General features: G+C 63.2%; 18 protein-coding genes, 1 tRNA gene and 1 pseudogene. 3 read left to right on the forward strand and 17 right to left on the reverse strand.

What is annotated here, in order from left to right; translation table 11 throughout:
- Window positions 1–2: 2 nt before the first annotated feature.
- The gene (locus tag A7A09_RS02800; protein WP_106690056.1) at window positions 3–731 is read right to left on the reverse strand and encodes an EcsC family protein; all 729 of its coding nucleotides are present in this window, start codon (window positions 729–731) and stop codon (window positions 3–5) included.
- 97 nt (window positions 732–828) lie between these two features.
- Window positions 829–1,311, reverse strand: a pseudogene (locus A7A09_RS02805) (GNAT family N-acetyltransferase); the annotation flags it as partial.
- 443 nt (window positions 1,312–1,754) lie between these two features.
- Between A7A09_RS02805 and A7A09_RS02810 the strand changes: the two are divergent.
- Together A7A09_RS02810 and A7A09_RS02815 are read left to right on the forward strand one after the other, a co-directional pair.
- The gene (locus A7A09_RS02810; RefSeq protein WP_106689935.1) at window positions 1,755–2,357 is read left to right on the forward strand and encodes a flavin reductase family protein; all 603 of its coding nucleotides are present in this window, start codon (window positions 1,755–1,757) and stop codon (window positions 2,355–2,357) included.
- Window positions 2,354–2,887 (forward strand): adenine phosphoribosyltransferase, encoded by a 534-nt coding sequence (locus tag A7A09_RS02815; RefSeq protein WP_106689936.1) that lies wholly within the window; start codon window positions 2,354–2,356, stop codon window positions 2,885–2,887. Before A7A09_RS02810 ends, A7A09_RS02815 begins: the two co-directional genes overlap by 4 nt.
- A gap of 18 nt (window positions 2,888–2,905) precedes the next feature.
- On the opposite strand, the gene A7A09_RS02820 is transcribed toward A7A09_RS02815, so the two are convergent.
- From A7A09_RS02820 to A7A09_RS02840, 5 genes are all read right to left on the reverse strand, one after another.
- The gene (locus tag A7A09_RS02820; RefSeq protein ID WP_106689937.1) at window positions 2,906–3,442 is read right to left on the reverse strand and encodes a hypothetical protein; all 537 of its coding nucleotides are present in this window, start codon (window positions 3,440–3,442) and stop codon (window positions 2,906–2,908) included.
- 153 nt (window positions 3,443–3,595) lie between these two features.
- Window positions 3,596–6,082 (reverse strand): DUF3772 domain-containing protein, encoded by a 2,487-nt coding sequence (locus tag A7A09_RS02825; RefSeq protein ID WP_106689938.1) that lies wholly within the window; start codon window positions 6,080–6,082, stop codon window positions 3,596–3,598.
- 6 nt (window positions 6,083–6,088) lie between these two features.
- Window positions 6,089–7,120, reverse strand: a complete 1,032-nt coding sequence (locus A7A09_RS02830; protein WP_106689939.1) for a cysteine synthase A — start codon at window positions 7,118–7,120, stop codon at window positions 6,089–6,091.
- Window positions 7,121–7,214: 94 nt separating this feature from the next.
- Window positions 7,215–8,303: an NUDIX domain-containing protein gene (locus A7A09_RS02835; RefSeq protein ID WP_245999095.1), complete on the reverse strand. Its 1,089-nt coding sequence runs from the start codon at window positions 8,301–8,303 to the stop codon at window positions 7,215–7,217.
- Window positions 8,300–9,172 (reverse strand): DUF2059 domain-containing protein, encoded by an 873-nt coding sequence (locus tag A7A09_RS02840; protein ID WP_106689940.1) that lies wholly within the window; start codon window positions 9,170–9,172, stop codon window positions 8,300–8,302. Before A7A09_RS02840 ends, A7A09_RS02835 begins: the two co-directional genes overlap by 4 nt.
- 83 nt (window positions 9,173–9,255) lie before the next feature.
- Between A7A09_RS02840 and A7A09_RS02845 the strand changes: the two genes are divergently transcribed.
- A tRNA-Ser gene (locus A7A09_RS02845) sits at window positions 9,256–9,345 on the forward strand.
- Window positions 9,346–9,497: 152 nt separating this feature from the next.
- On the opposite strand, the gene A7A09_RS02850 is transcribed toward A7A09_RS02845, so the two are convergent.
- The 10 genes from A7A09_RS02850 to A7A09_RS02895 form a co-directional block, all read right to left on the reverse strand.
- Entirely contained in the window at window positions 9,498–9,740 is a 243-nt protein-coding gene (locus A7A09_RS02850) for a hypothetical protein (protein WP_211341012.1), read from the reverse strand.
- 208 nt (window positions 9,741–9,948) lie between these two features.
- Complete coding sequence (locus A7A09_RS02855) at window positions 9,949–10,590, reverse strand: LysE family translocator (RefSeq protein WP_436277771.1); 642 nt, start codon at window positions 10,588–10,590, stop codon at window positions 9,949–9,951.
- 280 nt (window positions 10,591–10,870) lie between these two features.
- Window positions 10,871–11,236, reverse strand: coding sequence for a cytochrome C oxidase subunit IV family protein (locus A7A09_RS02860; RefSeq protein WP_106689941.1), 366 nt, complete (start codon window positions 11,234–11,236; stop codon window positions 10,871–10,873).
- 9 nt (window positions 11,237–11,245) lie between these two features.
- The gene (locus tag A7A09_RS02865) at window positions 11,246–11,962 is read right to left on the reverse strand and encodes a heme-copper oxidase subunit III family protein (RefSeq protein WP_106689942.1); all 717 of its coding nucleotides are present in this window, start codon (window positions 11,960–11,962) and stop codon (window positions 11,246–11,248) included.
- Between the two features lie 10 nt (window positions 11,963–11,972).
- The gene (locus A7A09_RS02870) at window positions 11,973–12,671 is read right to left on the reverse strand and encodes a cytochrome c oxidase subunit 3 (protein ID WP_106689943.1); all 699 of its coding nucleotides are present in this window, start codon (window positions 12,669–12,671) and stop codon (window positions 11,973–11,975) included.
- Window positions 12,668–14,443: a cbb3-type cytochrome c oxidase subunit I gene (locus A7A09_RS02875; RefSeq protein WP_106689944.1), complete on the reverse strand. Its 1,776-nt coding sequence runs from the start codon at window positions 14,441–14,443 to the stop codon at window positions 12,668–12,670. Before A7A09_RS02875 ends, A7A09_RS02870 begins: the two co-directional genes overlap by 4 nt.
- An 88-nt stretch (window positions 14,444–14,531) precedes the next feature.
- Window positions 14,532–15,368: a cytochrome c oxidase subunit II gene (coxB, locus tag A7A09_RS02880; protein ID WP_106690059.1), complete on the reverse strand. Its 837-nt coding sequence runs from the start codon at window positions 15,366–15,368 to the stop codon at window positions 14,532–14,534.
- A gap of 346 nt (window positions 15,369–15,714) precedes the next feature.
- Entirely contained in the window at window positions 15,715–17,340 is a 1,626-nt protein-coding gene (locus tag A7A09_RS02885; protein ID WP_106689945.1) for an ABC transporter ATP-binding protein, read from the reverse strand.
- Window positions 17,337–18,176, reverse strand: a complete 840-nt coding sequence (locus A7A09_RS02890; RefSeq protein ID WP_106689946.1) for an ABC transporter permease — start codon at window positions 18,174–18,176, stop codon at window positions 17,337–17,339. Before A7A09_RS02890 ends, A7A09_RS02885 begins: the two co-directional genes overlap by 4 nt.
- On the reverse strand, window positions 18,173–19,144 hold the full coding sequence (locus A7A09_RS02895) for an ABC transporter permease (RefSeq protein ID WP_106689947.1): 972 nt from the start codon (window positions 19,142–19,144) through the stop codon (window positions 18,173–18,175). The genes A7A09_RS02890 and A7A09_RS02895 overlap by 4 nt, the downstream gene beginning before the upstream one ends.
- Window positions 19,145–19,201: the final 57 nt, after the last annotated feature.

Genomic DNA, 19,201 nt, shown 5'->3' on the forward strand with positions numbered 1-19,201 from the left:
GATCAGCGCTTCCTGAGGGATCCCGGATCCTGCGCCAGCCGCAGGATGCCGAAATGCACCCGCGCCACCTCCTGGTAATAGCGTGCGAAGGTGTAGTTGATCGAGGCGCCGACAAAGGCGCCAAGGACCGGTGCGGCCTGCGCGGCCAGTTTCTGCCCCAGTGAGATCGACAGTTTCGGCGCCACCTTGCTGATCAGCCCCTGCACGGTCTGCCCGGTCACCGAAAGCCGCACCGCGAGCAGCCCGAAATCGGTGCCGTCATCCTCTTCCATCGGCCCGGCTGCAGCAAAGACGCGCAGGCATTCCATCCGCACTTCTTCGCTGTCGGGGTCGAGCCCATGCTCATCGGCGATTTCCAGCATCGCCCGCAACAGCAATGTCACCGTCACCGGCAGTTCCACCATCGCGCCCGCGAAGCCGCCGGCACCGCCCGCCGCGCCGCTGAAGGTGGTGGTGAGCCGGTTGAACCAGTCGCCACGGTCGCGCAAGACCCGCCGTGATCCCGATGCTGCCGTAAAGGCCCGCATCAGGGCCATCCGGGTCAGCCGGTCCATGCGCTTGCGGACGAATTCCGGCAATCGCCCGATCAGCCCCTCGGCGCTGTTGCCGACAAGGTTGAGGAGCTCCATGCCCAGCCCCCCGGCATCGGTGTAACGCCGCGCCAGCCGGTCGATCTGTTCATGAACGCTCGGATCGTTGATCGGGGGCAGCACCTGCTGCGGTTTGGTCATCATCTTGTCCGTCTCTCGGCCGCCTTGTTTCGTGACATGTCGCATCGATATGGGGAGGGGCGGCATCTTCTGCCAGTGCGGATGTGGTTTCCGCCCCTGTCTCGCGCGTGACCTCCCCTGCGATCCCGGCCCAGGCTCCATCCTGCAATTCCAGCCCCAGGACCCGGTCCGGGTTGGTGGGTGGCGGCATCTCGACGCCCTCGAGGCGGGCGAAGCCGAAGCGCGAATAATAGGGCGCATCGCCGACCAGCAGCACCCGCGCCCAGCCCATGTCGCGGGCGCGGGCAAGGCTGTCGCGCATCAGCAGCCCGCCCAGCCCCTCACCCTGCGCGGTCGGGTGGACGGCGATCGGTCCCAGCAGCAGGGCAGGCTGCCCACCCACGCGCACCGGCCAATAACGGATCGCGGCCTGCAGGAACCCGCCCTGATCGCGCAGCAGCAGGCAGAGATCGGCGACCCGGTCCACGCCCTCTCGCAGGCGATAGGACGAAAGCGCGGTGCGCCCCGGCGCAAAGCACAGATCGTAAAGCGTCTCGACCTCGTATTCGTCTGCAGGTGCCTCGGGGCGGATTTCGAACATGGCGGCTCCGTTTTTCGGGGCTTTAGCATTTTCGGGATAGGTGGACACCGGTTTTCGGTTCGAAATTGCGTAAATGCGGATATGGAGAAACGGCGGGGAAACGATGGATCATGCCACCGGCAGGGCTTTTCCCCGCCCGGAATCAAGGGCCGCAGGCCCGCCGGGCAGCGCCCGACCGCCCCCATGGGCGGGCGCTTTGGTGCAGTTAGTCTGTCATTTCAGCTTTGTCCGGGATTGCGGCATAAACCGCGAAGCACAGCCGTCTGAGCGCCCACCCGCGGCCGGGCGCTGCCCGGCTATGCCTGGAACGGGCCGCATTCCCGTCAGGACAGGTTCATTCTCCAGTCCTCGCGCCATATCGCAAGAGATCGGCAAAGGGGACATTGCACAGGCCGTAAAGCGGTGGCAGGTTGAGCGGCAGGTTCAGCCAAAGGCGAAAATCAATGTTCTACCGACCCGAGGCCGGCCATGGCCTGCCGCATAACCCCTTCAACGCGCTTGTCGCACCCCGCCCCATCGGCTGGATTTCGACCCGCGGCGGGCAGGGCGACAATCTCGCACCCTATTCCTTTTTCAACGCGGTGGCCTATGTGCCGCCGCAGGTGATGTTCGCCTCGACCAATGCCAAGCCCGACCGCCAGGGCACCAAGGACAGTGTCGCGCAGATCATCGAAACCGGCGTGTTCTGCGTGAATATCGCCACCGGGGATCTGCGCGACCAGGTGAATGCCAGTTCCGCGCCGCTTCCCGCAGGCGTCAACGAATTCGAGGCCGCCGGGATCGAGGCTGCCGAATGCGAGAGCATCGACTGCCCTCGTGTGGCCGGGGCGGCGGCGGCTCTGGAATGCCGAATGACACGGGTTCTGCCACTGGCGGGTAAGGCGAATTTCGTCGTGTTCGGCGTGGTGACCGGGGTGCATATCCGCGATGATTGCATCGTCGAGGGCCGGTTCGATCCGCGTGCGGCGGGCGGCTGGATGGCCCGTCTCGGTTACAAGGATTACACTGCCGTGCAGGAGCTTTTCGAAATGGAACGCCCCGGATGAGCAGGACCGTCAAGGATTACATCCGCAGCATCGCCGATTTTCCGCATGAGGGAATCGTTTTCCGCGACGTGACCACTCTTTTCGCCGATGCGCGTGGTTTCCGCATGGCCATCGACCAGCTTCTGAACCCCTATGCGGGTGAACGGATCGACCGGGTGGCGGGGCTGGAGGCACGCGGGTTCATCCTTGGCGGCGCGGTCGCGCATCAGCTTTCGACAGGCTTCGTGCCGATCCGCAAGAAGGGCAAGCTGCCCGGCGCGGTGATTTCCGAAGCCTATCAGCTTGAATATGGCGAGGCGGTGATGGAGATCCATGACGACGCGCTGCGGGCGGGCGAGCGGGTGCTGATCGTAGATGACTTGCTGGCCACAGGCGGCACCGCCGAGGCCGGGATCAAGCTGTGCCGCCGCCTTGGTGCCGAGGTGATCGGCTGCGCCTTCGTGATCGACCTGCCGGAACTGGGTGGACGCAAGCGGCTGGAGGAGATGGGCATGCCGGTCCATGCGCTGTGCGAATTCGAGGGCGCGTGACGCCCGAAGCTGCGGGATTTAGGGGTGGCGCGAATCCTTGCGCGACGCCCGGACCTTCCTGATCACCATGACCCCACCCGCCAACAGCCCGAGCAGCCCGCCCAGATAGCTGAAATCATGCATCAGTCCCGCCCGTGCGAAGGCGGTGGGATCGGAAACCTCCCGTCCCGCCATCCAGCCGGGCAAGTTGCCGTCATGGATCGCGATATACCCGGCAGCAAGCGCGCCGAGCCCGGTCAGAAAGGTTATCCCGACCACCATCAGGGCGGCGAGCAGAAAGGTCCGGACGAAGGCTCCGATTCCCCGCATGGCAAGCGAAAGCAGGCAGAGCGGCAGGCCGATGACGATCCCCATCCACCACGAGGCCTGCCACCCGACGATTGCCGCACCAAGGCGGTTCTGCAATTCGGGCTGTATCCCGAACTGGATGAACTTGAACTCGTGGAAATAGCCGGGCGAGACCGTGTAGGAGATCTGGTTGTGGCAGGCGCCGTAGAGCCCGGCGAGGAGAATGGAGGCGAGGATCAGGGCGGGGGCGAGCAGCAGTTTTGTCATGGCGTCATCCTTTTCCCGGATAGGTCATGATCGCGTTGGATATGACCCCGCATGAGCTCTTGCCATGTCCGGGGGCTTTGCGTCCCCCTTGTCGTCGTTGTCGCGACGGCTCCCCTCGCAGGATATTTGCATGAAGAAGAAGCGGCGCAGGGATCAGCGGTCGCCATCCGCGCCATCCGCATCCGGCAAGCCGTCCCCATCCTCGGCCTCGTCGAAGGCAAGGCGGGGATCGAGCCGCCTTGCCTTGCCTGCCGGTTGATGCGGGGCAGGGGGCGCAGGATGGGGCGGTTCGGCGGCCTCGCCCCGCAGCGCCTCGGGATTGCGCAGCCAGATGTCGCGCTGCGCGAAGGGGATCTCCAACCCCTCGGCGGCGAAACGCTCGGCGATCTGGTGGCAGACCTCGGAGGTGACGCCCAGCCCCGCGGTGACATCGGACAGGATCGCGCGGATCTCGAAATCCAGGCTGTCGGCACCGAAGCCGCGGAACAGGACGGCGGGGGCCGGATCGATGGTGACGAGCGGCTGGTCCTCGATGATCTCCTGCAGGATTTGCTCGACCCGGCGGGTGTCGCTGCCATAGGCCACGCCGACCGGGATGATGATCCGCCCGGTCTGGTTGTTGCGGGTCCAGTTGATGACAGGCTGGCTGATCAGGTCGCTGTTCGGGACGATCACCTCGGTCTTGTCGAAGGTTTCCACCTGGGTGGAGCGGACCGAGATGCGCCGCACGATGCCCTGCTGGCCTCCGGCCTGGATCCAGTCGCCCACGCTGATCGGACGCTCGATCAGCAGGATGATGCCCGAGACGAAATTCGACACGATATTCTGCAGGCCGAAGCCGATCCCGACCGACAGGGCGCCGGCGACGATGGCGAGCGAGCTGAGATCGATCCCGGCCGAGGTAATCGCGAGCAGGGCGGCAAGGAAGATGCCGACATAGCCCAAACCCGATACCACGGCATTCTGGCCGCCCGTATCCAGCCTGGTCTTGGGCAGGATGGTGTTGCGGAATGTTCCCTGCAGACCACGGGTCACCATGTAACCGATGGTGAAGACGACCAGCAATGTCACCACCGATCCGGGTGACAGGTTGATCCCGCCGAAACTCACGCCTTGCTGGAAATTGGTCCAGATCTCTGCAAGCTCGGCGCCCCGTGCGCCCCAGATCACCAGGAAGAGCGGGAAGGACAGGACGATCAGCGCGAAGCCGATCAGCATCGGGGTCAGCCCTTCTCGCGCGCCTTCCTCTCCGCGCTTGAGCATGCTGAAGACATCGGCGGCGAAATCCTTGAGCAGGATCAGCAGGCAGAAAAGCGCGAGCGTCAGGAGCCATGGCCAGAGCAGCCCATTGGCGAGATTGACGAAGCCCATTGCGCCAAGCGCCAGGACCACCACCGCCACGAGGCGGGAGAACCTGCCCATGACGGAGAGGATGCGATAGCGCGAGCCTTGTCCCGGCTCGATCCCGTCCCGGTTCAGCTTTCGCAACGCGTTGCCCAATCGGAACAGCGCCAGGCCGGCGAGCGCGACCATGACGAAATGCCATACCGAGATTGCGGCGTCGGAAAATTCCAGCGGCACGCGGTTCGGCTTGTCGCCGACGCGTTCATAGATGCCCGACAGGGGCAGAACGGCGCTGGACAGCAGGTGATGAATCGCGAAGAGCGCGGCCAGCGCATTCGTCATCCGGCGCGCCGAATTCCGGACCTTCTGTTCCATGCGCAGGGTCTCATAGGCGACCATATGCGCGGGAAAGAGCTGCCTGGACATCCAGCGGCCGCTGAACAGGATCAGCCCGGCGATCGGCAGCGCATCCCAGAAGGGCAGGGTCCATTCCCCGGGCAACCCACTGGCCTTGACGGCGCTGACCAGCAGGAACAGTCCGGCGACGGGCAACGCGATCTGTCCGAGCGATACGGCAAAGGCGACGACGGCGCGCGAATATTCCGAAGCATGGGCCGACAGGCGGGAGGGCAGGCCATTCACCCAACGCCGCCCGATCGTGAGCAAGAGGATCGCGGCCACGAGATAACCGGCGACATGGGGGAAATAGGGCCGCATCTCCGACCAGATCCCCTTGTCGATGCTGCGCTGCCCGGCCTCTTCCGCGATCCCGGCCACGAGCTTTGCCCCATCCGTGAGGGCGTGGGGCCAGCTTGACGGCATCAGCGGAGAAGGGGAAAGCTGGGCCAGGGCGGTGGCCTGGCGCTCTGCCACGATCTCGTCGATGCGCTTGATGATGGAATCGGCGCGGCTGAAGGCCTCCACGGCCTGCAAGCGGGGCGCCTGCAGGGTCGAGAGCTTCTTTTGCAGTTCTGCCCGGCGGCTGGCAATCTCCTCGTCTTCCGTCTCGCCCTCGGCGGGTGCGGGGCCGAGGGCCGCGATCTGATCCTTGACGGTGGCGATCTCTCCGCCATTGGCGTTCTGCGCCTTTTGCAGCCTGCCTCGCCATTCGACGACCCTGCCGCGCATCTCGGTAAGTTCCTCGGTCGTGGCCCCGGTTTCGGAGTTGAGGGCCTCGGCCTGCGAGGCGACATTCTCCCAGTCCTGGTAGTCGATTCCCTCGCTGTCCTGCGCGGCAAGAGGCTGGGCGATGATCAGCAGAACCGCCAGCAGGATGGCAAGGGACGCGCGCAACATGCGAATTCAGTCCTCGAATACTTCGGGCAGGCCGGGGTCTTCCCGTGTCATCCAGCCGGGAACGGGCAATCCCTTGGCGCGCAGGAATTCCGGGTTGAACAGCTTGGTCTGGTAGCGGTTGCCATAGTCGCACAGGGCGGTGACGATGGTATGGCCCGGTCCCATCTCGCGGGCCATGCGGATGGCTCCGGCGACATTGATGCCGGTGGAGCCGCCAAGGCACAGCCCTTCATGTTCGAGCAGGTCGAACACGATCGGAAGGGCTTCGCTGTCGGGCACGCGCCAGCTGAAATCGGGGGTGAAGTCTTCGAGATTGGCGGTGATGCGGCCTTGCCCGATACCTTCGGTGATCGAACTGCCGGGGCTGTCGAATTCGCCGGTGGTATAGAAGGCATGCAGCGCCGCCCCCTCGGGATCGGCCAGCCCGATCTTGACGCCTTTCGGCTGCAGCGCCATTGCCACGCCGGCCAATGTCCCTCCCGAGCCCACGGCGCAAACGAAGCCGTCCACCTTGCCGCCGGTCTGCTCCCATATTTCGGGGCCGGTGGTCTCGACATGGGCCTGCCGGTTGGCGACATTGTCGAACTGGTTGGCCCAGATCGCGCCATTCGGTTCGGTCTTCGCCAGTTCCTCGGCCAGCCGCCCGGAATAACGGACGTAATTGTTGGGGTTCTTGTAGGGCGCCGCCGGAACCTCGACCAGCGTGGCGCCTGCCAGCCGCAGCATGTCCTTCTTTTCCTGGCTTTGCGTCTCGGGGATCACGATGACCGAGCGAAAGCCCATCGACGCACCCACCAGGGCCAGCCCGATGCCGGTATTGCCGGCCGTGCCCTCGACAATGGTGCCGCCGGGGCCCAGCTCGCCCCGGGCGATGGCGTCGCGGATGATATACAGCGCGGCGCGGTCCTTGACCGATTGGCCGGGATTCATGAACTCGGCCTTGCCGAGTATCTCGCAGCCGGTTTCCTCGCTGGCCCGGTTCAGCCGGATCAGGGGCGTGTTGCCGATCGCATCGGACAGATCAGAGAAGATTCGCATGGGGGTCCGGCCTTCTTGCGGGTGATTGGAGCTTCTCGAATACCTACACATGGCGGGCCATCCGGGGCAACCCCGCCGCGACAGGCAGGGCGCATCAGACCGGCGCCAGTTCCGCGCGGATATGCGCTGCCTGTCCCTCCAGCCACAGCGCCAGCATCGCCAGGGGACCGTTGGTCACCTGACCGGCGAGCACCATCCGGGTCAGTTCGGCGCGCTCCAGCAGATGGCCGCGGATATCCTCGGTCTCGCCATCCAGCCCATGCACGCCGGCACTGCCATCCGGCAGATCGGCGATGGCGAGGAACTGATACACGAATTCCCCGACGGCTCCGGGGCTGGGATAATGATGAACTGCCGGGATCAGCCGGGTCAGGCGTAGATCGGCCTCTTCCAGCGCCTCGCGTCTTGCGGCCTCTTCGACGGTTTCCCCCGCATCGACGCGACCGGCAATGGCTTCGAGCAGCCAGGGTTGCGGATCATGGCGCATGGCCGGGGCCAGACGGAACTGTTCGATCACCAGCACCCGGTCACGCAGCGGGTCCCAGGGCAGGACGGCCACGGCATCGCCCAGGACGAAGCCCTCGCGCTTGATCTCGGGGGTGAAACCGCCCGCATGGGTGCGATGCGACAGCCGCCATTGCTCGACCGCGAAATAACCCGCATAGGCCTGGTGCCGCGCATGCAGGCGGATATCCGAGACATCCCGCGGCGCCACCACTTCGCCGCCCGAAACCGGACCGGAAGCCGCGCGCAGTTGGCTGTCCGCCCAGATACCGATCATCGGCAGGCGGCGGGCGACCTGTTCCGGGGGATGGTCCATCGCTTCGTCGAGAATGATCCGGGCGATGGCTGCGGCCAGTTCGGGCAGCCAGCCGGACAGCGACCATTCCGCCCTACCGCCATCGTCCAGCGGTCGGACCCCGAGCAGCGAGCCGTCCCGATGCGGAAGCATCGACAGGCCCATCACCGCCGCATAGTGGCGAAGTTCCGGAGTCATCGCCACCCGCAACGCCGCCAGCGGCTCGTGTCCCTCGGCCAGTTGCGGCCAGTCCCCGGGTTCGATCCCGGCGCGCTCCCCGCCCAGAAGCCGTCCCGGGATCACCGTCTCGGTCCCGGTCAGGCCAAGGGCGCCGCATAGCGCCGGATGCGCCAGCGGGCCCACCAGAAGGATGTCGTCGCTCACAATTTTCGTCCCTCGATCTGACCGGCTGCGGCGAGCCCCATATCCCGCGAGGTCTGGGCAAGCAACCTGTCGAAACCTGCAAACAGCACATGCGCCAGGGTCCGCCCGGCGGGAGAAGCCGAAAACGTGGTGTAGCGTTCGAGCTCGGCATCGTTGAGCGGCGAATAGGCAAGAAACAGATAGGCCTCCATCCAGCCGAGCGTCTCGGCCCGGATCAGCGGCTCCTGGGCCCAGGCATCGGACAGCATCTGCGCCTCCGTCATCGGTGCCAGATAACCGCCGCCCTCGTCGAAGCCACGGGAAAAGGCCAGCGCGGCATTCATGCCCCCGGCGACATTCGGCCCGACCAGATCGGCCTTTTCGATCAGCCGGCCGATCTGCTCGACACGCGGGATGCCGTGACTGGCCGCCTTGGCGAAACGGGTTTTCGCCAGGGCCTCGGCATCGCTGTCGAGCATCACCTGCCGCGCAGAGGTTTCCAGCCCGATCAGGCGCTGCCCAAGCGAGGTCTCGTAAAAGGCCAGCGCCTCCTCGATCAGTGCCGGGGGTTCCGTCGCCATCGCCTCTTGCAGCCCGCGGCGGAGCAGCCTTTCGAGGCGTCCGGTCTCATGGATGCGCGCAACGATATCGAGCCACCGGTCGTCGCCACCGCGTTCGAACAGGCTCTCGCGCATGACCTCTGCCTCGGCCAGCGCCTCGTCACGCATGATCGGCATCAGGTCGCCGAGGCGCAGGACCCTCCACAGGCGTATTTCAAGCTCCTGCTCCTGGGCGACCGAGGGCGCTTCGGTGGTCTGGGCCAGGCCGGGCAGGCCAATGGCAAGCCCGGCGACAAGGCAGATCAATCGCAGCATCGGTGCGCCTTTCATGCTTCCTGCGGGATTTTTTCCACGATACCCCCTTGCGCTTCAACCCCCGGCCTTCTAAATCCCCGCCTCACCACACCAAGCGCGGAGAGGTGCCGGAGTGGTCGAACGGGGCGGTCTCGAAAACCGTTGAGCCTTCACGGGTTCCGTGGGTTCGAATCCCACCCTCTCCGCCACTTTATGTGCTTATCAATAGATCATGCGGTCGGGCGAGCGGATAGAAGTCCGCCCCGAGGGACATCCCCCCACCTGGAAATGCAGCTTTATCATGTAAGCATTCGTGAGGGGATTCGCGGTTCGTCGTCGGTCATTCCACCGATGCAGATGCCTACTCGACCTCCACCGCCGGTTCTGCCGAATCCGGGGTCGTTGCCTGCAGTTCGGGTTCCGCAGCGGGTTCCGAATGAGCTTCAGGAGCGGGTTGGGTGGTTTCTTCCTCGGCCAGAATCTCGTCTGTCTTGTCCTTGATCCGATCAGCCGTCTGTTGATTTATCAGCCCGTAGCTCGCAGCGAAGCCAACGACCAGGGCGATAACGGCCCCGACAATTGCGGTTTTCAGTTTCTTCGACATCAAGACGACTCCGGCGCAACATCTGCGGCATATGTTACGCCGAATTGGGCCGCGAAATTCACCTTTGTGGTCATATATTTTTACATGCGGCCAGAGTTCGCACAAATAACCACGGATGCCGGCAAAGTTTCGCCCGGATGGAAAAAATGTGGCTGGCGGGTTCCCGTATATGTCCCGCAGGTGGACAAAGCTGCCTTGGGATACGGGTTCAAGAACGCCGGATTGTCGCGGTTGCTACGCCCATCGCGACGAGAGTCCCGCCGCCGAGTCTGGTCAGGAACGGCAGCACGGAAGGGCGTGCAATCTTCTGGCGCAGCTTATCGGCGATAAGGGCATAGGCGAGTGCGTTAATCGCAGCAAAGCCAACGAAGGTCGTTATGAGCAGCCCGAACTGAGGGGCCAATACGGCATTCGGGTTGATGAATTGTGGCACGAAAGCAATGAAGAAAACGATGGATTTGGGATTGAGGGCCGTCACTGCCACAGAATGCGCAAAGACCTTTCGAGGGGAAACAGATGGGCTGTCATCCAGCAATCCCAGAGAAGCATCCGGTGCGCTTCGAAATAGCTTGATGCCGAGATAAACGAGATAAACCGCTCCAACCCATTTCAGTAGGATGAACAGTTTGGACGATGCCAGAACCAATGCTCCCAGTCCTGCCAGAGATGCCGACATGGCAATCAGATCGCCCAGGGCGACGCCAGCAACCGTCGCGAGGGCGACCCGTCGGCCCTGACTAATGGCATAGCTTAGGATCAGAAGCACGGTCGGCCCCGGAATAAGAAGAAGAGCAATTGAAGCCGATGCGAATGCGATCCAGACGTGAAATTCCACGGAAATGCCTTTCATCAGATGTCATTCCATCGAGCCAGCTACAAAAAAATTCTCGCGTAAAGCATTATCTGAAAAGGGTCAGTTTGGACTCCGGGCGCTCATGCGCGAACCCATTACCGAGCGGCGGCCCCAGCCTTTCAGGGCGTCCTGAGCCTGTTGCTGCTTGGCGCATTGCCCGCGCTTGTCGGCTTGGTCATCGTGCTGCCGGTCCTGGGAAATTCGACATGGCATGTCTATCGCAAGATCGTGCGAATAGAGGAGTGCCGCCCAGCACCCCCTTGCGGATGATCAAACGTCATTGGGTGGCAAATTCCGTCAACCGTGTCAGCAGGGTATAGTCGGATTCCAACAGCATGATGACAACAAAGACCAGAATGATGAATGGCGGCAGCAGGATCGCATAGCCAAGCGCCAGCCGTTCCCATGCCATATGCATGAAGACCGCGACGATCAGGCCCGCTTTCAGCATCATGAAGATCAGGATCAGGCTCCAGCGAAGCCCTCCCTGAAGCTCCATGTAATCCACCAGGTATGACGCCGCGCTGAGCACGAACAGGAGGCCCCAGACCAGGAGATAGAGCCTGATCGGATGTTGCTGGCCTTCGTGGCTGTCGGCGGCGGTTGTTGCCTGCGGATGATGATCCATCGATGACTGTGCCATGATCGTTCCCTACCACAAATAGAAGAATGCAAAGATGAACACCCAGACCAGATCGACGAAGTGCCAGTAAAGGCCCATGATCTCGACGCTTTCGTAATCGCCATTGCCGCGCGACAACCAACTCCGCCGGTCGAGATCGAAATCGCCCCGCCAGACCCGGTGCGCCACCAGCAACAGGAAGATGACGCCGATCGTCACATGCGTGCCGTGAAAGCCGGTGATCATGAAGAAACTGGCGCCGAACTGCTCTGCCCCCCACGGGTTGCCCCAGGGCCGGACTCCCTCGGCAATCAGCTTCGACCATTCAAAAGCCTGCATGCCGACGAAACACGCCCCGAGCAATGCGGTGGCCAGCATCAGCAAGGCAGTCGGTCCGCGCGCCCGCCGATAGGCGCTGTTGACCGCCATCGCCATGGTGCCCGAGGAAGAGATCAGGACGAAGGTCATGATCGCGATCAGGATCAGCGGGATATCCGCCCCGCCGATATGCAGCGCGAAAACTTCGCTGGCGTTTGGCCAGGTTTCAGGGGTGGAACTGCGTGCAACCATATAGGCAACCAGGAAAATGCCGAAGATGAAAGTGTCGCTCAGAAGCAGGATCCACATCATCGCCTTGCCCCAGGAAACCTGCTTGAAGGCGCGTTGATCCGAACTCCAGTCGGCGACAAAGCCTGCAAGCCCCTCGGGGGGCTCCGGCGAAGTCTTCTTGAGTGTCACATCGGCCATTGTTCCCCCCTCATCTCAACACGGAGCGGCAAAGCGCCAGGAATTCGTTGCCCCAGCCCGTGAACAGCGCAAGCAGCAGGATCCAGATAAGCAGCAGCGCGTGCCAGTAGAGCGCGCAAAGCGCGACGGCGGCTTGCGCCTCCCGAGGCTCCGGCTGCCGGGCAAGCCGCAGCCAGACCGCTCCCATCGCCACCAGACCACCCAGGATATGCAGCCCGTGCAGGCCGGTAATCAGGTAGAAGAAGCTGGCGGCCGGTGCCCCGGCAAGGACGTAGCCGCTTGTCGTCAACATGTTCCAGGCAGTGATCTGTCCGACCAGAAAGGCAAGCGTGGACAATGCGCCGGCGGCAAGGGACCAATTGAGCAGCTGCGCCTCGCCCTGCTTCGCCGCAGTGACCGCGAATTGCAGGAAAAGGCTGCTCGACAGCAGCACTCCGGTATTGATCCAGACCAGCCGGGGCAGCGGAACCAACTGCCACGGCGTCGCATCGATCTGCAGGACGAAGGCACTGCCCAGCATAGCGAAGAGCCCACCGATCACCGCAAGAAAAACGCCCAGCCCAAGCTTTTGCGGCGCGACGGGCGACGCCTCGGCTATCATTGGCGGCACACCGGTTTCCAGCCACGGCTTGGAAAAGAGCCGCTGGCGCGACAGCCACCAGCCGATGATCGCGACGAGAACGGCGAGAAAGGCGAGGATAATGTTCACAACCGGCCTCCGGGAGGCTCGGGTGTGACGGGATCGTTCTGGGCGATGAAATCCTCTGCCGCGCCGGGCACGCTGTAATCATAGGCCCAGCGATAGACCAGCGGCAGGGATTCTCCCCAGTTGCCATGCCTGGGCGGGGTATCCGGGGTCTGCCATTCCAGGCTGGTCGCGCGCCAGGGATTGGATCCGGCGTCGCGCCCATGACGCAGGCTCCAGCCGAGGTTGAACAGGAACAATATCTGCGCCGCCCCCACGATCAGCGCGGCGACCGAGATGAAGGCGTTGAGTCCGCCAACCGGGGTCGAGATAAAGGCCGGCTCGCCCAGCTCGTAATAGCGCCGCGGCACCCCCACCAGCCCGACATAATGCATTGGGAAAAAGATCGCGTAGGCGCCAAGGAAGGTGACCCAGAAATGGACCTGGCCCATCGCCTCGTTCAGCATCCGGCCGGTAATCTTGGGATACCAGTGATAGATCGCGCCGAAGATCACCATGATCGGGGCCACGCCCATGACCATGTGGAAATGCGCGACCACGAACATCGTGTCCGACAGCGGTACATCCACGACGACATTGCCCAGAAACAGCCCGGTCAGCCCGCCATTGACGAAGGTGACGATGAAGGCCAGCGCGAACAGCATCGGCAATGTCAGGTGGATGTCGCCGCGCCAAAGCGTCAGCACCCAGTTATAGACCTTGATCGCGGTCGGCACCGCGATGATCAGCGTCGTGGTGGCGAAGAAATAGCCGAACCACGGATGCATGCCGCTGACATACATGTGATGCGCCCATACGACAAAGCTGAGCGCGCCGATAATCACGATGGCCCAGACCATCATCCGGTAGCCGAAGATGTTCTTGCGTGCATGCACCGCGATCAGATCCGACACGATGCCGAATGCCGGCAGCGCGACGATATAGACCTCGGGATGGCCGAAGAACCAGAACAGGTGCTGGAACGCGATCGGGCTGCCGCCGCCATAGCTCAGCTTTTCGCCCATCTCGACCAGCATGGGCATGAAGAAGCTGGTGCCCAGCAGCCGGTCGAACAGCATCATGACGCAAGCCACGAACAGCGCTGGGAATGCCAGCAGCGCCATCACCGTGGCGGTGAAGATACCCCAGATCGTGAGCGGCAGCCGCATCATGGTCATGCCACGGGTCCTGGCCTGGAGCACGGTGACGACGTAATTGAGCCCGCCCATCGTGAAGCCGATGATGAACAGGATCAGCGAGACCAGCATCAGGACGATACCCGCCTGCTGCCCGCCCGGCGTGCCCGACAGGATCGCCTGCGGCGGATACAGAGTCCAGCCCGCCCCGGTCGGCCCTCCGGGCACGAAGAAGCTTGCCACCAGAACCAGCACCGCCAGCAGATAGATCCAGTAGCTGAGCATGTTGACGAAGGGAAACACCATGTCGCGGGCGCCCACCATCAGCGGGATCAGGTAGTTCCCGAAACCGCCCAGAAAGATCGCCGTCAGAAGATAGATCACCATGATCATGCCATGCATGGTGATGAACTGGTAATAGGCTTCGGGGGTGATGAAATCAAACACGCCCGGAAACCCGAGTTGCAACCGCATCAGCCAGGAAAGAACCAGCGCGACCAGCCCGATCGCCAGCGCGGTGCAGGCATACTGGACCGCGATATACTTGGCGTCCTGCGAGAATACATATTTCGCCCACCAGCCGTGGGCATGCGGAGGCATGACGTCGGGCACTTCGAGCGGCGGAAGCTCGGCATTGGCCTCGTGACGAATATCGCCCATGTTACTCCTCCTGTTCGGCTGCGTCGTCATTCGCGGTGCGGTAAGGCTGATGGCCTTGCATTGGCCCGGCCTGCGTCTTGCCCAGGGCCTAGTACCTCTCCGCCAGACGGGTTGGCTGATCTTCCACCGGGACCGCATTCGCATATTCGGCGAAGGTCAGCTGCTCCTGCAGCCACTCGTCATATTCCTCTTGTTCCACCACCTGGACATAGCCGCGCATGAAGCCATGGCCGGTCCCGCATAACTCGGCGCAGAGCACCTCGAATTCCCCGGTGCGCGTCGGCTCGAACCAGAAAAACGTGACCATGCCGGGAACCATGTCCATCTTGGCGCGGAACTCGGGGACGTAGAAATTGTGCAAGACATCGATCGAACGCAGCGACATCTTCACCGGCCGGTTCACCGGCAGGTACAATTCACCGCCCTCGACGATCACGTCATCGGTGCCGGTGGGATCATGCGGGTTGACGCCCAGTGGATTGTCCAGGTTCATCCACTGTGGATCCGATGTGCCAAGCCGTCCGTCCTGACCCGGAAGACGGAAGCTCCAGCTCCATTGCTGCCCGACGACCTCGACTTCGGTGGCCGTATCCGGAACCGTCACGAACTGCTTCCATACGAACAGCCCCGGCAACAGCATGGCGGCCACACCTAGCGCCGTCGCGACCGTCAGCCAGATCTCAAGCCGCTTGTTTTCAGGGTTGAAATCCGCCTTGCGGCCCTCTTGGTGGCGAAAGCGGAACACGCAATACGCCATGAACAGGACCACCGCCGCAAAGACGACTCCGGTGATCCAGAAGGTGATGATCAGCGTGTTGTCGATATAATCCCAGTTCGACGCAATCGGCGTCCACCACCAAGGGCTAAGGAGGTGAAACGCCACTGAAGCTATAACGACCAGAGCAAGGACAAGTGCGATCATCATGTTGCGCACATCCTGATTTTTCGTTTCGATATGCGGGCATGGAAACGGCCGCATCCTCGTTAACTGTCAATATCATAAGGGAAAAATTCAGAAAAATCCAGTTGAGATAGGAGGGTGCCGTCATTTCGAGAATGATTGCCCCTGAGGACTCGCCGCGACTGGAGCCTCGCGCGGGAAGGCCTGACGATATGCCGCTTGGAGATGTGCGTTTCCAGCACCTGCCCGCGCAGGGGCAGCAGGTGCCAGCCTTGAAGGTAACCCGGTTTGGCGCGTCATGTGTCAGTGTCGGAAGGCTGTTTGGTCCAACGCCCGATTCACGGCAAGGCAAGCGGACAGGGAGCCAGCACTACCCCGCCCCGGCAAGCGCCCTTTCATAATCCTGCCCCGGAATGGCATCCAGCAGGCTGCGGGTATAGTCGGTATCGGGATCGCGCAGCACCTTGTCAGCCGGGCCGGTCTCGATGATGCGGCCCTTCTGCATGACGATGATCCGGTCGCAGATCCGCGCCGCGACCCGCAGGTCATGGGTGATGAACAGCATCGACAGGTTCAGCCGCGCCTTCAGGTCGGCCAGCAGATCCAGGACCTGTGCCTGGATCGAGACATCCAGCGCCGAGACGGCCTCATCGGCGATGACGATGGCCGGGTCGAGCGCAAGGGCGCGGGCGATGCCGATCCGCTGGCGCTGGCCTCCGGAAAATTCATGCGGAAAGCGGCTCATCGCCGAGGCGTCCAGCCCGACCAGTTCCAGCAATTCGCCCGCCCGCTTGCGGGCATCACCCGGCGTGGCGCCATAGGCGATCGGTCCCTCGGTGAGGATGCGCGAGACGCGCGACCGGGGATTGAGCGAAGAGAAGGGATCCTGGAAGATCATCTGGATCCGGCGGCGGCGTTCACGCAGCTCCGCGCCCGGCATATGGGCGATATCCTCGCCCTCCAGCAGCACGCGCCCCTTGCTTGGGGCAAGCAGTCGCACGATGCAGCGGCCAAGGGTGGATTTGCCCGAGCCGGATTCACCGACGATGCCGATGGTTTCCCCCTTGTAGAGGTGAAAGCTCGCGTCCTGCACGGCGTCTACCACGCGCCGCTTGCCGAAGAACTTGCCGCTGCCGGTCGAGAATGTCTTGCACAGGCCTTCGACCGACAGGACCGGCTCCCCGGTGTCGCCTCTGCCGCCGGAATGGTCTCCGGTCAGGCGCGGGATCGCCTCGATCAGAGCGTTGGTATAGGGATGTTGCGGGTGCAGTAGAACCTCGTCGGCACTGCCGGTTTCGACGATCTCGCCGGTCTGCATGACGATCACCCGGTCGGCGATATCGGCGACCACGCCGAAATCATGGGTGATGAAGATCACCGCCATGTTCCGCTTTCGGCGCAGGTTCTCGATCAGTTCGAGGATCTGCGCCTGCGTCGTGACATCCAGCGCCGTGGTCGGTTCGTCCGCGATCAGGATATCCGGCTCCAGCGCGAGGGCCATGGCGATCATCACCCGCTGCCGCTGCCCGCCGGAAAGCTGGAACGGGTAGGCGCGGATCGTCACCTGCGGATCGGGGATCCCGACCTCGGTCAGAAGCCGGAGCGCCTGCTCATGCCGCTCGGCTCCGCTCAGGGCGCCATGGGCCTCGAACACTTCCTCGATCTGCGCACCGATGCGCATCAGCGGGTTCAGGGCGCTCAGCGGCTCCTGGAAGATCATCGAGATCCGGCTGCCGCGCAGGGCCAGCATCTCTTTCTCTGACAGGCCCAGGATATCGCGCCCGTCGAAATCGATCCGGCCCGAGACGGGTGTCACCCCTTCCGGCAGCAGACCCATCACGGCATTGGCCGACATCGACTTGCCCGAGCCGCTTTCACCGACGATGCAAAGGATCTCGCCGGGCGCGAGATCGAAACTGATGTCGCGGGCGGCATGATCGCGGTCGGCGCCCTCGGGCAGGGCGATGGTCAGGTCGCGGATCGACAGCAAGCTCATTTCGATTTCCTCGTCAGCCGCGGGTTCAGCGCGTCATTCAGCCCCTCGCCGATCAGGTTCAGGGCCAGCACCGTCAGCAGGATCGCCATGCCCGGAATGAAGGACAGCCACCATTGTTCACGGATCACCGTCCGGGCAGCCCCGATCATGTAGCCCCATGACATGATATTGGGATCACCAAGACCCAGGAAGGAAAGCGAGCTTTCCAGCAGGATTGCCTGTGCCACCATCAACGAGGCCAGCACGATGATCGGCGGCAGGGCATTGGGCAGGATATGCCGGGTGATGATCTGCAGGTTGCCCAGCCCCGAGAGCGTGGCCGCCTCGATGAATTCGCGGGTGCGCAGGCTCAGCACCTCGCCCCGGACCAGTCGCGCCACCGGGGGCCAACTGACGATGGCGATGGCGATGATGACGAAGGTCAGCGATGGCTGGAAGGTCGCGAGCAGCACGATCGCCAGCGCGAAGCTGGGGATGGTCTGGAAGAACTCGGTAAAACGCATCAGCGCATCGTCCACCCGACCGGCGAAATAACCCGCGCTTGCACCGATGGGCACGCCGATGGCCAGCGCGACGATGGTCGAGACCAGCCCGACCAGCAGGCTGACATAGGCGCCATGCGCCAGCCCGGCCATGACATCGCGGCCCACCGCATCGGTGCCCAGCAGCAGATCACCCTGCGAGAAGGGCGGCAGGAAGGGGCGTTGCACCATTTTCCACGGGCTTTGCGGGAACAGCAGCGGCGCGAGAATCGCGATCAGGATGACCAGCGTCAGGATCAGCAGGCCGATGAGCGCGCCGCGATTGCGGCAATATCGTTTCCAGAAATCCCTCATTCGGTCAGCCTTATGCGTGGATCGACAAAGACATAGATGACATCGGTGATCAGGTTGAACAGCAGCACCATCGCCGCCGAGACGAAGAACACGCCAAGGATCACGTTGTAGTCACGCTGGTTGATCGCCTCGAACATCAGCCGGCCGATGCCGGGCCAGGCAAAGACCGTCTCGGTCAGGACCGCGCCGCCAAAGACCTGCCCGGCCTGCAACCCGGCAAGGGTGATGACCGGCAAGAGCGCGTTGCGCAGCACGTGGCGGCGCTGGATCACGCCATGACGAAGGCCCTTGGCGCGGGCGGTCTTGACGAAATCGAGGCGCGAGACCTCCAGCATCGAGGCGCGGGTCATGCGCGTGTAGATCGCCATGAAGAACAGCCCCAATGTCGTCGCGGGCAGGATCAGGTGCCTGCCGATATCGAGCGCGCGGGCAAATCCGGTATAGCCCGCCCCGATGGTCTCGAAACCGAAACCCGGCAGCCAGCCCAGCCAGACCGAAAAGACCACCACGGCCATCAGGGCAACCCAGAACAGCGGCGTTGCATAGAACAAGAGCGCGAGCGTCGAGATCACCGTGTCCCCCCATGTCCCCTGGCGGGCAGAGGCGGCGACGCCCGCGATCACCCCCAGGACCAGCGACAGCACGAATGCCGCCCCGGTCAGCAGCAGGGTCGCGGGCAGGCGGTTCCAGATCAGGTCCGCCACCGGCATCTGCTGGCGGAAGGAAAAGCCCAGGTCAAGCTGCACCGCGCCTTTGAGATAGATCCAGAGCTGGACGTAAAGCGGCTGATCCAGCCCGAACTGCGCACGCAGATCGGCGAGGAATTTTTCATCCGCGGCACCGGCCTCGCCGGCCATGACGGCGGCAGGATCGCCGGGTGCGGCGTGGATCAGGAAGAAATTCAGGATCAGGATGGCCAGAAGGATGAAAACCGACTTGACCAACCTGCCGAGGATGAACCGCGTCAAACCTGTTCTCCTGTTGCTGTTGGTGAGATATCCGGGAAGGCGGAAAGGCCGCCTCCC

It is taken from the genome of Paracoccus methylarcula (genome assembly GCF_003007735.2).
GTDB classification, from domain to species: domain Bacteria; phylum Pseudomonadota; class Alphaproteobacteria; order Rhodobacterales; family Rhodobacteraceae; genus Paracoccus; species Paracoccus methylarcula.

Excerpts from the sequence above, each read along its gene's own strand:
- A7A09_RS02800 (WP_106690056.1), bottom strand. The coding sequence starts at position 731 with ATGACCAAACCGCAGCAGGTGCTGCCCCCGATCAACGATCCGAGCGTT.
- A7A09_RS02810 (WP_106689935.1), top strand. The coding sequence starts at position 1,755 with ATGTTCTACCGACCCGAGGCCGGCCATGGCCTGCCGCATAACCCCTTC.
- A7A09_RS02815 (WP_106689936.1), top strand. The coding sequence starts at position 2,354 with ATGAGCAGGACCGTCAAGGATTACATCCGCAGCATCGCCGATTTTCCG.
- A7A09_RS02820 (WP_106689937.1), bottom strand. The coding sequence starts at position 3,442 with ATGACAAAACTGCTGCTCGCCCCCGCCCTGATCCTCGCCTCCATTCTC.
- A7A09_RS02825 (WP_106689938.1), bottom strand. The coding sequence starts at position 6,082 with ATGTTGCGCGCGTCCCTTGCCATCCTGCTGGCGGTTCTGCTGATCATC.
- A7A09_RS02830 (WP_106689939.1), bottom strand. The coding sequence starts at position 7,120 with ATGCGAATCTTCTCTGATCTGTCCGATGCGATCGGCAACACGCCCCTG.
- A7A09_RS02840 (WP_106689940.1), bottom strand. The coding sequence starts at position 9,172 with ATGAAAGGCGCACCGATGCTGCGATTGATCTGCCTTGTCGCCGGGCTT.
- A7A09_RS02850 (WP_211341012.1), bottom strand. The coding sequence starts at position 9,740 with ATGTCGAAGAAACTGAAAACCGCAATTGTCGGGGCCGTTATCGCCCTG.
- A7A09_RS02855 (WP_436277771.1), bottom strand. The coding sequence starts at position 10,590 with ATGAAAGGCATTTCCGTGGAATTTCACGTCTGGATCGCATTCGCATCG.
- A7A09_RS02860 (WP_106689941.1), bottom strand. The coding sequence starts at position 11,236 with ATGGCACAGTCATCGATGGATCATCATCCGCAGGCAACAACCGCCGCC.
- A7A09_RS02865 (WP_106689942.1), bottom strand. The coding sequence starts at position 11,962 with ATGGCCGATGTGACACTCAAGAAGACTTCGCCGGAGCCCCCCGAGGGG.
- A7A09_RS02875 (WP_106689944.1), bottom strand. The coding sequence starts at position 14,443 with ATGGGCGATATTCGTCACGAGGCCAATGCCGAGCTTCCGCCGCTCGAA.
- coxB (WP_106690059.1), bottom strand. The coding sequence starts at position 15,368 with ATGATGATCGCACTTGTCCTTGCTCTGGTCGTTATAGCTTCAGTGGCG.
- A7A09_RS02885 (WP_106689945.1), bottom strand. The coding sequence starts at position 17,340 with ATGAGCTTGCTGTCGATCCGCGACCTGACCATCGCCCTGCCCGAGGGC.
- A7A09_RS02890 (WP_106689946.1), bottom strand. The coding sequence starts at position 18,176 with ATGAGGGATTTCTGGAAACGATATTGCCGCAATCGCGGCGCGCTCATC.